The sequence below is a fragment of the Caballeronia calidae genome, assembly GCF_900044055.2.
In the GTDB taxonomy this organism is placed as follows: Bacteria; Pseudomonadota; Gammaproteobacteria; order Burkholderiales; family Burkholderiaceae; genus Caballeronia; species Caballeronia calidae.
In genome coordinates this window covers 1-11,957 of sequence record NZ_FCOX02000044.1, presented here as the reverse complement: position 1 = coordinate 11,957, position 11,957 = coordinate 1, and the positions used below count along the sequence as shown (strand labels likewise).

The 11,957-nt window shown below is 64.2% G+C and carries 10 protein-coding genes; 2 read left to right on the top strand and 8 right to left on the bottom strand.

Translation table 11 applies throughout. The features are described from left to right. Positions 1–10: 10 nt before the first annotated feature. The 6 genes from AWB78_RS29825 to AWB78_RS29800 all read right to left on the bottom strand — a co-directional run bounded on the left by AWB78_RS29825 (position 11) and on the right by AWB78_RS29800 (position 6,756). A complete protein-coding gene (locus AWB78_RS29825) occupies positions 11–967 on the bottom strand; it encodes a Csu type fimbrial protein (RefSeq protein ID WP_062610080.1) in 957 nt (318 codons plus the stop codon). 12 nt (positions 968–979) lie between these two features. After that, on the bottom strand, positions 980–3,430 hold the full coding sequence (locus AWB78_RS29820; RefSeq protein WP_062610078.1) for a fimbria/pilus outer membrane usher protein: 2,451 nt from the start codon (positions 3,428–3,430) through the stop codon (positions 980–982). A gap of 21 nt (positions 3,431–3,451) precedes the next feature. Continuing rightward, positions 3,452–4,183, bottom strand: a complete 732-nt coding sequence (locus AWB78_RS29815) for a fimbrial biogenesis chaperone (protein ID WP_062610076.1) — start codon at positions 4,181–4,183, stop codon at positions 3,452–3,454. A gap of 109 nt (positions 4,184–4,292) precedes the next feature. Beyond that, complete coding sequence (locus AWB78_RS29810) at positions 4,293–4,808, bottom strand: Csu type fimbrial protein (RefSeq protein WP_062610074.1); 516 nt, start codon at positions 4,806–4,808, stop codon at positions 4,293–4,295. Positions 4,809–5,074: 266 nt separating this feature from the next. After that, entirely contained in the window at positions 5,075–5,680 is a 606-nt protein-coding gene (gene gstA / locus AWB78_RS29805) for a glutathione transferase GstA (RefSeq protein WP_062610071.1), read from the bottom strand. 146 nt (positions 5,681–5,826) lie between these two features. Then, on the bottom strand, positions 5,827–6,756 hold the full coding sequence (locus tag AWB78_RS29800) for a bestrophin family protein (RefSeq protein ID WP_062610170.1): 930 nt from the start codon (positions 6,754–6,756) through the stop codon (positions 5,827–5,829). 428 nt (positions 6,757–7,184) lie between these two features. Between AWB78_RS29800 and AWB78_RS45385 the strand changes: the two genes are divergently transcribed. Next, a complete protein-coding gene (locus AWB78_RS45385) occupies positions 7,185–8,564 on the top strand; it encodes a lytic polysaccharide monooxygenase (protein ID WP_198399380.1) in 1,380 nt (459 codons plus the stop codon). A 21-nt stretch (positions 8,565–8,585) separates the two neighbouring features. Here AWB78_RS45385 and AWB78_RS29790 read toward each other — a convergent pair whose 3' ends face one another. Next, positions 8,586–9,446 (bottom strand): 2OG-Fe(II) oxygenase, encoded by an 861-nt coding sequence (locus AWB78_RS29790; RefSeq protein ID WP_062610067.1) that lies wholly within the window; start codon positions 9,444–9,446, stop codon positions 8,586–8,588. 267 nt (positions 9,447–9,713) lie between these two features. Here AWB78_RS29790 and AWB78_RS29785 point away from each other — a divergent pair, with 267 nt between their 5' ends. Continuing rightward, positions 9,714–10,532, top strand: a complete 819-nt coding sequence (locus AWB78_RS29785; RefSeq protein WP_062610168.1) for a lytic transglycosylase domain-containing protein — start codon at positions 9,714–9,716, stop codon at positions 10,530–10,532. Positions 10,533–10,565: 33 nt separating this feature from the next. Here AWB78_RS29785 and AWB78_RS29780 read toward each other — a convergent pair. After that, a partial coding sequence (locus AWB78_RS29780) for a chitinase (RefSeq protein WP_062610166.1) occupies positions 10,566–11,957 on the bottom strand: 1,392 nt, incomplete at its 5' end.

Below are 11,957 nucleotides of genomic sequence, written 5' to 3'. Positions count from 1 at the left end.
AATAGCGGATTCAGAAGCCGATGGTGGCCGTGATGGTGTCGTGATAATGCCCCGCGGCCTTGCCCGGCTGCGGCGGCACCTGGCCATACACCGTGAACGTCTGCGCGGCGCCCGTGCCGACCCCCTGCGCCACCGCCGTGCCGTTCGTGCCGTCTCCCCAGATCTGGACGCGCGCGGCATCGGAATAGATCTGATAGTCGATCGTTTCCGCGCCGCCTTCCGTGCGCGCGAGCTTGCGTGCCGCGATGGTGCCGCCTTGGGTCGTCCCTCCGTCCAGCGCGACCGTAAACGACGTGCCCGACACGCACGTCACTCTCACCCGGCTGGTGGCCACCAGCGCCTGATCGAGCAAGGTCGTATCGGCGAAGGCCAGCGGCGTCGCCGAGATGTTGCAGTTGGTGCCGACCGTCGCGCTCACATTGAACGGCGCCGGCTGCGACGGCGTGGTCGCGGTGCTGCAATCGGGCGGTGTGCCGGTGTATCCCACATAGACAAAAAAAGTATCGGCGGCGGAGAACGTGTGCGTGTAGGTGCCTGCCGGCACCTTCTGTCTCGGGGGGATGCGTCCGTAAAACGGTTCCTGCGCCCAGATCTTCCCGCTCGAGTGAACCGGAAGGTCGAGGATATAGGGCACCGTGCCGGGATTGAGCACCGATCCCCAGACATTGACGTGATCGGGGTCGACGTAAAGGTTGTAATTGATCGTCGCACCGGATGGCCCGGTCAGCTTCCGGTCCTCGATCGTGCTTATGTTCAGGCACATGCGGACCATCGGCGTCGAGTAGCCGCTGCAGTAGATGATGACCGCGCCAACGACGTCCGCGGGTTCGTTGCCGAGCGTGTTGATCGTGCCGAAGTCGGTGTAGCCGACGGAGAACGAGCAGGTCTGGCCGCGTGCCGCGCATGTCCACGCCAGCATCGCGCCCGTCAGCGTGAGCACGATCATGCCTTTGCCGAGTAGTCGCATCGTCCGGTCTCCTCACTTGTCGTCCTGCTGGCGCGGCGTCGTCGCGCAGACGAATGGTCCGATCTGCGGCAAATCCCTCGCCGACGCAGGATCGAACGGCACTCGCGCGGAGCAGTCCGTGCCGCGCCCGCGAATCCGCACGTCGTTGGACGGGTTCAACTGGCTGAAGAACGCGACGCCGTCATAGCCGAGTACGGCCGTTTCTCCCGTCGTGGCGTGGGTCGCCACCGCCCCCGGAGGGAGCGGCGCTCCCTGGCTGTCGACGAAACTCACGGACGCACCCAGATAGCGCGACATCCCGAAGTGCGCGAGCACCCCCGAGCGCCGTTCGGGCGCGACGTTGAGCCGGGTGGTGTCGATGCGGGCGTCGGCGGGCAGCGCGAGCGGGTCGATCGCGATCTGATTGCGCTGATACGACGTCAGGTCGGGGACGAGCAGATAGCCGCGCGCGTTGGTTGCGCCAACCGGCCGGTTTTCCTGGCTCACGGGCACGTTGGCCACGCCGTCCGTCGAGACCAGCGCGAAACCGTCGGTGATGGTGCGCGAGGGCAGCACCGTGCCGTCCATGATCGCGAACGCGCCGGTCGCTTCGGCGGTGCCGGTCGTCGTGCCATTGAAGCGCTGTGCCGTCGCCTGGAATTCGCCGAAACTCGTGCGATAGTTCGCACCCGCGAACGCGTGCCGATAGTCGGCGCCCGCACCTGCCTGCACCGACCAGCCCCAGCCGCCGCTGAAGTCGGCGGGGCGCGAGGCGGTGAGATCCAGCGTCGTCTGGCCGCCCGACTGCGCGACCGTCTTGCTGACCGATATGTCGTGGCCGAGCGCCAGCGTGATGCCGATCGATCCGCCCCACACATCCTTCTGCAGGAAGTCGCGGTAGACGGTGGCGAACAGCGACCAGCGCTTGCCGAACTGCGCGTTGTAGGCGAGCGTCACGACGCGCGCGTGCCCCGAGAAGCTGTCTTCCGAATCGATATAGCTCACCGTCGCCGATTGCGCCCGCAGGATCGCTACCGACGTCGTCACCTGATACACATGCTGAAACAGCGATGTGCCCGAGAGCGCCGCGACATCGCGATAGCCGTCGCTCGCATGCGTGGCCTGCATCGAGAAAGAGAAGCGCGGACCGATGTACTGATAGCCGCCGCTCAGGAGCGCGCCCGTCATCCCGCCGATTCTGCTTCCCGCCGAGGCGAGCGAGATCGCGCCATAGTGACTCAGGCCGATCACGGCGCCGGCGCCGGCGTTCGCGAGTCCCTGACCGCCTTCCGTATGCGCCTGCAGCGTGAGCCAGTCCGCGACGCCGTAACTCAGCGTGCCGCTGTACACCGGCGAGCTTTCGTAGACGAACGAGCGCAAGGTGTAGTCGTCGCGCAGGAAGCCCGCCTCGGCGGAATAGTTGAGCAGGCCTTTCGAGAGCAGCGTGGCGTTGATATAGAGCGGCACGCTCGTCGTGACGCGGCGCCCGAGCGCATCCGTCACGACGACCTGCGCGACGCCCGCGCCGGTCAGGCTGGGTGCCTGCGCGATCTGAAACGGGCCCGGCGCGACCTCGCCGCTGTATTGCCGCAATCCGTTGATGTACAGATCGACGGCGGAGGGCACGGCGGCCGATCCGGTGAACATCGGCAAGGGAAAGGTGATGAGGTCCGGCCGCAAGCTGAAGTCGCGCTGTATCTGGACGCCACCGAAGCGCACGGAGCGGGACCACGGCAACGAACTCGAGATCGCGTCGCCGACGGTCAGCGTGAACAGCCTGGCGGGATTCGAAAACGTCCAGTTGGTATCGAGCCGCGTATAGCGGTTCGAATCGCCACCCGCGTTCAGATACGTGCCTGTGTTGTCGAAGACGCCGAACGGCGTGAACAGGCGCTGCTCGCTCCACACACCGAGATTGTCCTCATGTTCGTCGCCGTACTGACGCGTGTAGGCGACGTCGTAGTTGAGCACGAAGCCCGTGCCGGGCGTCGCTTTCGGCGTGGGCGGCAGCGTGTAGCCGATCTGCCGGACAGTCTGGCGCGCTTGCGTCACGTCGAGAATCGCTTGCTGCCGCGCCGACGAGTAGGTGGCGTGCAACCCGGGAATCGACGCGAGCGCGAGCCAGCCGTCGGCGTCCGGCTTCAGATCGTTCACGCGAATACCGGCTGCTTCGAGCGTGTGCGGTTCGGCATACAACTGGCCGTGGCGCAGCTCGAAATCCGAGGGCTCGCCGAGACTCGTCTGATTCACGACGATTTCGAGCACAAGTCGCTGAATCGATTCCCGAGGCTCGTCGGGCGGGGCCACGCCCGGCGCGCCGCCCAGACTCGGCAATGCGGCGGGTGAGCCGCCGGTGATGTCGACTTGCGCGATGGCCGCTTCCGACATCGCCATCAGCAGGATGCCATTGCGCAGCGTCCGGCCCAACCTTGCGCGTGCGCCGGCGCGCGGCGCATCCCGGGCATCGAGGGCGGACGTAGCCATGCCTGTCGCGGTTTCGGGTGCTCACTGCTCGTTGCCGTCCGTGAGCGACTCGGTGATGCTGTTGCCGTTGACGGTCGCGGTGACATCGGCCGACTTGCCGCGCAATGCGCGAGCGGCATCGGGTAGCGACCACGCTCGCGCGCGGTCAGGCAACACGTAGCCGAGCAGTCCGGCCGCCACCGTGATGTCCGACGCGCCGCTCTTCAGCGAAACGGCACTCAGCTGTGCATGGACGGTCCCGCTGTTGGTCACGCGCAGATACGGTTTGCCGTTCTTTTCGACGATGCTCCATTGCAGCTTCGGCCGTGCCGCTTCCCCGGCGGGCGTAACGAACAGCGGCACCGAGTAGCGAAAGCGAAATTGAATGGCGGTGCCCGTGCCCGTGCCCGTGTCGCTGGCCGGGAGTTCGTCGACCAGCAGACGGTATGCGCGCTCCTGCTGCACGGGCGCATTGCTCGCGCGCATCACGCGGATGACCTGAAGTCCGCCCGCGGGCACTTGCGCGATCGGCGGGCTCGCGATGATCTCGCGCGTCGGCGTGAGACGGTCCTGCTCATCGGCCTGATCCCAGACGAACGCGCGCACCTGAGCGTGAATGGGTTGATCGCCGGCGTTCGTGAGGTTGACGACCTTGCCGTTTTCCGTACCCGTCAGCTGGATCGAAACCGGGGCGATCTGCAATGAAACGGCATGCGAAGCCGTGCATTGCAGGAAAAGAAACACCGCGCAGGCGCGCGGTAGCGAGCTTTGCATTGCCGGTCTCCTTCGCATTCCCGACAATCCAATTGATAGAGCTTTATGGCCCGAGAGGCAAGCATCCCGCGCGACGCGGGATGCACGAAAGATTCGCTCAACGACACAATCAGAAGACGACGGTGGCGGTGATGGTCGACGAATACGCACCCGGCGCCGGCGTGTCTTGCGTCGGCACCCGGCCATAGACCGTGTGGGTCTGTTCGCCGCCGGTGCCCGTGCCGGAGACCGTGTCGGTGTCGGTGGTCATGCCCCAGAGTTGCGTGCGTGCCGCGTCGCGATACAGATTGAACGAGACCGACGCGTCGCCGGCCGCATTGCTCATCTTGCGTTGCGAAACAGTCGAGCCGCTCGCGGAGCCCGCATCGAGCGCGACATTGTAGGGCGTGCCCTTGGTGCAGGAGACCGACAGATTGCCGCTCTGGTCGAGGTTCTTGTCGAGGATGCCGGTGCTGCCGAAATTCAGCGGATTGGCGGCCATGGAGCAGTCGTTCTCGACGGTCAGCGTCACGTCGAACGTCGCCGTCTTGCTGCCTGCGAAGGCGCTCGGAGAGGCAACGGCGCCCAGCATGGCGGCGCTTGCAACGAGGGCGATGACGGCGGTTTTCTTGAACAGGTTGCGCATGCGGTTTCACTCCTGATTTCACATGGATGGTGACGCTGACCGGCTAGCCGGATGATTGCAGTGCGTCGATGTGTCCACATGATAGAAAGCGCGCGCTCGGAAGCGAATAGGGCGGTTCTTAATTGAGATAGCAAAAGGCGCCGTTTCGCTTTCCTGTATTGTGATGGGCGGATTATCGAGATGTTGACTCGGGATCGTCCGGATAAGGAAACGGCCTTCGGATGAAGGCCGTTTCGTCGGGTGCTGCCGCTGTTCGGGCAGTGGGTTCAGATCAACCCTTCGGCCTTCATCGCGGCCTGCACGCCGGGACGCGCGCCGACACGCGCCTGATACGCGACGAGCGCGGGCCACTTGCCCAGATCGAGATCGATGTGCTTTGCCCATCCGAGCACGGTGAAGAGATACGCATCGCCGATGCTGAATTCGTTGCCGAGCAGGAATTGCTTGTCATCGACCTGTTGCGCGACGTAGGCGAGACGGCGCTCGAGATTGGCCATCGCGGCGGCTTTCCAGTCGCTGCTTGCGGCCGGATTGAAGAACGGCGAGAAGTTCTTGTGCAGTTCCGTGCCGATGAACGTGAGCCAGCCTTGCAGACGATAGCGTGCCATGGCGTCGTTGAGCGGCGCGAGATGCTTCGCCGGAACCTGGTCCGCGATGTATTGCATGATCGCCGGGCCTTCGGTAAGCAGCTCGCCGTTGTCGAGCAGCAGCGCGGGCACGTAGCCCTTCGCGTTGATTTTGGTGAAATCCGCACCGCTCGCGGTGACCTTGGTCTTGAGGTCGACGGTTTCGGTTTCGTAAGGAAGCCCGGATTCTTCGAGGGCGATGTGCGATGCGAGGGAACAGGCGCCTGCCTTGTAGAACAGTTTCAAAACATAATCTCCAGGATGAATCGGACACGATTATGAACGATGTCGTGTGCGCGCCGCATCCGCTGTCACGAAACTATCTGTGTCGTAGGGCGAAAGATGGGATTCGACCGAATCGCCGCAGTTTCAAGGCAGCGAATCGACCGATGTCAGTCGAGGATGAAATCGCGCGGCGGTGTGAGCGGCTTCGGCGGCATCGCGAACGCCGGGTCCGCCGCCATATCGTGCAGCGCGACCTCGATGGTCTCGCACATCGCATTGAGCGCGAGATCGTTCTCTTCGAGCCCGAACGGATCCTCGATCTGCGCGGCGATCGCTTCGAGCGCCATGAACGCATACGCAACGAGCAGCGCGAACAGCGGTGTGAGCAGACCCGCGCCATCGACGAGCCCGAAGGGCAGCATCACGCAGAAGAGATAGATCGTGCGATGGATCATCACCGAGTATGAGAACGGCAGCGGCGTGGTCGCGATGCGTTCGCATCCGCCGATCACGTCCGACAGCGCGTTCAGATTGTGCTGCATCGCGAGCATGGCGTAGCCGTCGAGCGCGCCTTCGCGCTTGCGCTGTGCGACCCATTCGCCGAGCCAGACGAGAATCGACGCAGGCCGGTACGTTGCCGCACTCACGCGCGCGTACAACTCGGCTGGCAAGCGCGGTGAAAGATCGGCGAGCGCATCGGTGCCGCGCAACTGATGCCGCAGCGCGTGCGCCAGTCCGCCCAAAGCCGCGAGAAAGTGCCGCGTTTGCACCGGATCGCGCGGATCGGGCAATGACAACACTTGCTGCGCCAGCGCACGCGACGTGTTGAGCAACGATCCCCACAACTTGCGGCCTTCCCACCAGCGCTCGTAACTCGCGCTGTTGCGAAACCCCAGAAACACCGCGAGCGCGATGCCGACGAGCGCGAACGGCGGCGTGCCGAGCCCGATCGGATAGTGGCGCATGTGATCGTGCATGAAGATAGCCGCCACCGACAGCGCGAAGATCAGCGCGAGACGCGGCAGCAGTTGCGGCAGCACGGAACCGCGCCACACGAACAGCAGCCGGAACCAGTTCAGTCGGGGGCGGATGATCATATCTCGGGCGTCGGGCGAATCGGAATCGTGAATGATCGACATGATAAGGGAGCTTGTCGATTCACGGAAACGTCGCGCTGGTTTGTCACGGCATGACACGCGACTGATGCGGGGAACGAAACGCGCCATTGGGTTGTCTGCACGCGCATGTTCGTGCTGGCTCATACCCGGATGGGAACGTAGAATGAAAGCGGCTTTCCGCAGACAACATCTGATTGATTAGGAAGCCGTAATAAATAAACGGATTGATCGTTTGAATCCGTTTTTGGCGTGCGACGTATAACCATTTTGAATTGCGAGGCATCGGCAGGGCGTGTGCGATGTCGCGTCAACAAGCGAAGAGGAATTTCATGATCGCAGTCGGTCGCAGTGTACTCATGGTGCTGGTTCCATTGGTCGTGCCGTGTGCCGTATCGGCGCACGGCACCATGGAAACCCCCATCAGCCGCGTTTATTCGTGTTATCTCGAAGGGCCGGAAAGTCCCAAGTCAGCCGCATGCCAGGCGGCAGTAGCCGTGGCTGGTCCGTCGTTTCTGTACGACTGGGCTGGCGTGAATCAGCTTCCCGACGGCAATCACAAGGCTTTCGTGCCGGATGGTCATTTGTGCAGCGCTGGCAAGACCAACTACTACGGTCTCGATCTCGCTCGCAATGACTGGCCGGCGACCTCCATTTCAGCGGATCTGAGCGGCAACTACACCTTCGTCTGGCTCGCCACTGCGCCGCACGTGACACGCTATTTCCAGATATTTATGACGTCGGATGGCTATGACTTCAATCAACCGCTGAAATGGTCCGATCTCGATAGCAAGCCGTTTTGCGAAGTGAACAGCGTCGCGCTCGACAACGGCCGATACAAGATTCAATGCAAGCTGCCCCCGGGCAAGACCGGCCGGCGCATTCTCTACACGATCTGGCAGCGCAACGACAGCGCCGAAGCGTTCTATGCGTGCAGCGATGTGAACATCAACGGCGTGAAAACCACCTGGCGCGAATTGCGTCCGCTGCCGACATCGGCGCAGGATCAGCCGTCCGGTATGAAGATCACCCTGCGCGTGTTCGACCCCGACGGGCACGATCTCGAATCGATCAGCTATGTCGTGACCCCGCAGACCACGGCCGCCGCCGACTGGGTGTATGCGATGGCGCAAAAGGTCAATACGGACTCGAAGCGCGTGCGTGTCGGGCTGATCGACAACAATGGGAACATCGTTCCGCAGAAGGACGTGTCGGCGAATCGAATCTACGTCGATGGTCCGACGGACTACAACTTCATGATGGACTATACGGGCGCACCGGCGCCGGCTCCGGGACCAGCCCCGGCACCGACCCCGACCCCGACACCTGCACCCGCTCCCGCGCCGACACCCACTCCCACTCCGACACCCACGCCCGCACCCACGCCAACGCCAACGCCCGCGCCAACTCCGACTCCGACTCCGACTCCAACTCCCGCACCCACGCCGAGCACCGGCGGAGCATGCGCGGTCAGCTGGCAGGCGGGCACGACTTACCGCGCCCAGGAGCAGGTCTCGGCCAATGGCCACAACTACAGCGCACGCTGGGAGAACGGCGACGATCCTTCGCGCAATTCGGGCGACGGCAAGGCGTGGCAGGACCTCGGCGCGTGTTCGGGCCAGACCGTGCTGACGTGCGCGCCGGCGTGGAGCGCGAGCAAGACCTACGCGAATGCCGGGACGAGCGTCAGCTATAACGGCATGAACTATCGCAACAAGTGGTGGAGCGCGAACGTCGATCCGGTTACGAATTCGGACGGCGCCTGGGAGAAGGTCGGCCCCTGCAAGTGAGCGCGGCGGCGCGGGCGAGGCTTACTCCTGTGCGCGAAAGCGCCCGCGCCGGATCCACTTCGTGGCGATCCATTTTTCGCCTTCCTCGACGGGCGTGCCGGCATGAAGGGTCTTCGGATCGCTCTGTCCGAGTTCGTTGACGTACTCGAAATAGAGCGCGCAGCCGCGCCGCGGATGAATGGCGAGGCCGATCTCCGGAAACGTCGTGTCGCCGCCTCGTTGCACTTCGTTGAGATACAAGATGACCGTCGCGATGCGCTGGCCGCCGCGCTGCATGTGATGCCGGCTGCCGGCCTGTTCCTCGGGAAAGTAATCGTAGTGCGGGCGATATTCGCCGCCGATGTCATAGCGCAGGATATGCAGGTCCTCGCCGTTCTCGACGGGATGCCGGAACAGTTCCGCGAGCCTGCGATCGATCGTATCGACGAGCAAGTCCGTCGATGCGTTGACGAACGCGCCTTCGCTCTTGCGTTCCTGGATGGTGATCTCGTTGCCCGAGTCGGGGTCGACGACGGACGAGCGCTGCACGCGCGCCCGGCCGATCTCGATCAGCCGGTCGCATTCGTCGTGAGTCAGCACGTCGGCGACGAGCGCGACGACCGGCTGCTCGCAGCTGAAAAGCTTGGGCGATTCCCGATCGCCGGCGTTGAGGACGCGGCCCGGCGGCAGCATCGGCTTGCCGTACACGTAGTCGGGCGAAGCTTCGTCGTCCGGATCGGACGCGTCGCCCGTGAGATGACGCGCCAGGATCAGGCGCGCAGTGTTGGGAGGGAACGCGGCGGCGATCATCGCGTCGATCAGCGATTGATGCGTGCATCCGCGGCGAATGTTGTCGTCGAGCCAGCTCTTCCATGCGACATCGAAACGGGGATTCGTGCTCATAGCGGCCTTGCGAGGATGACGTGAAGTAATTGACGGAAAGCGCGAACGGAAAGGCAATAGGCATTCATGGAAGCACAAAAGCGCGTGGATCACAACGATGAGCGTGAAACGACACGAGGCGCGATGCGCGTGCACGGCGCATATCGATTTCTCCTGGCATCGCGCGCAAGGCGATCTATGCTTCGTTCAGGCGCGCATGCCTCGTTGGCGTGCGCCGCCGGCTCCCGGATGTTCTGTGCAATGCGAAGCAAACGCCGATCGATCGCCATGCTGCTCGTATCCGCATGCGTGATGCTCTGCCATCGCGCGGAGGCGGCATCGATGCTCCGATGCGAATCCGAAGACAGTTCGGTCACTTATGTCAGCCAGCGAATCGATCACGCGACATGCAGCCGCGTGAACATGAACTGGCAGTGGACATCGCGCGCTGCTTCGTCCGCCGTTGCGCCGGAGGTGCGCGCGGGCGCGTCCGCGTCCGCGCCGCCCGCCGCGATGCCGCGTGCGGTCGCGCTCAGGCGGCGCGAAGCCACGGCCCGCATCTACACCTACGTCGAGGACGGCGTGCGGCACTATTTCACGCGCGAGCCGCGCGGCGTTGCAGCCGGCGTATCGGTGATCGAGCTGCATTTCATCGAGACGTGCAATCTGTGCACGAGCGCCACCGACGTGAACATCGGCGCGCTCGCGCTCGACACGCGTGCGTACGGACGCGAGATCGACGCGGCGGCCGCCTCGTTCGGCGTCGACAGCGCACTGGTGCGCGCCGTGATCCACGCCGAATCGGCGTACCGGTCCAACGCGGTCTCGCGCGCGGGCGCGCAGGGACTCATGCAGCTGATGCCGGCGACCGCCTCGCGCTTCAACGTCGGCGATCCGTTCGACGCGGCGCAGAATATCCGCGGCGGCGTGCAATATCTGGCGTTGCTGATGAGGCGCTTCGGCGGCGATCTCGATCGCACGCTCGCCGCGTACAACAGCGGCGAGGCGACGGTCGACCGGTACAACGGCGTGCCGCCCTACAGCGAAACGCGCCTCTACGTCTCGCGCGTGAAGATGCTGGCCGACCGTTACCGCATCGGCCGGTGAAGCATCGGCCGATGAAGCAGCGGCACGGCAGACCTATTTCGTGTTGTCGATCACCACCTGACCGTTGTACTCGACCTTGCCGCGGAAGAAGTAATCCGTGCACGCCTTGTAGTCGCCGGCCTGAATGAGCGAGAAGGGCATCTGATAGTCGACGACCTTGCATCCGGTGACGGGCTTGCCGTTCGCCCACGAATAGTCCTTGTCCAGATAGGCCTTGACCGCGCCCGCCGAGCCTTCGTTGAAGCCGCGCATGTTGGCGCAGCCGAGCGGTTCGTCGGGCGGAATCGTGACGCCGAGCTCGCGCGCCATCTCCTTGTACGCATTGATGCGGTTGGTGACCTGCGGCTGTTCGGCGCCGCCCTTGCCGCATTCGATGCCGCCGTTGATGATGAACACCGTCGCGCCGAAGCCCGGCTTCATGTTGTTGCCGAGATCGACGGCATTGGGTTTCCACGTGCCGTCGATGGCCCAGGTCATCGGCGGCTTCGGCGTCTGCGGCGTCACGGCGAACCAGACCGCCGACGCGAAGTTCAGCCACGTGTCGGCGACGCGTCCGGGATCGTCGAGCAGCACGTTGGGATCGCCGTACAGCGCCGCCGAGAACGGGCCGAAGTTGTAGTTCCACGACAGTTGCTTCGCGCCGCGCCCGAAGTAGTCGAGATACTTTCCCGACGCGTTCTGCGCGCACGGATAGAAGACCCAGTTGGTCGCGTGCGAGCCGGGAATGCACTGCTGATACGCGCCGACGGCCGAGCCTTCCTGATAGCCCGATTCGCGCAGGAACCACAGCGCCTGCTGCCAGAACGGAATCGGCGTGTCCTGCGGCATCTTCGTCAGCACCGCGTTGTTGTGCGTCGGATAGCCCGAGCGGACCTGCGCGGGCGTGAGCGATGGCCAGTTCGCGCCGGTCTCCTGCGTGAAGTGCGCGAACGAGGTGGCGAGCAGCTTCCGGCAGATGGCGAGCGCATCGCGTCCGTCGGTGTAGTCGCCGCAATAGGCGGGGAACTTCGCGATGCCGCGCAGGAAGTTGACGTACGAGTACTTCGTGTCGCGCACCGGGAAGAGCTGATCGAACTTCTGCTCGTTGACGATCGACTCGACGCGCTTCACGTTCGACGGATTGGCGGCGCGTCCGGGCACGACCGCGTCGACGTCGGCGTCGGGAAGCACGCGCAAGGCGTCGCGCATCAGCGTGATCTGACCGTTGGTCTGGTCGACGAGCTGCTTCTCCGCGGCGTTGAACTGCGCGGTCGTCGGATAACCCGCGGGTTCGGGGATGTAGGTGATCTTCGGCTTGTACGAGGCGGGCGTGGGGGTGGGGGTTGGCGTTGGCGTCGGAGTTGGCGTCGGAGTTGGCGTCGGCGTCGGAGTTGGCGTCGGCGTCGGCGTCGGGGTTGGCGTTGGCGTTGGCGTTGGCGTTGGCGT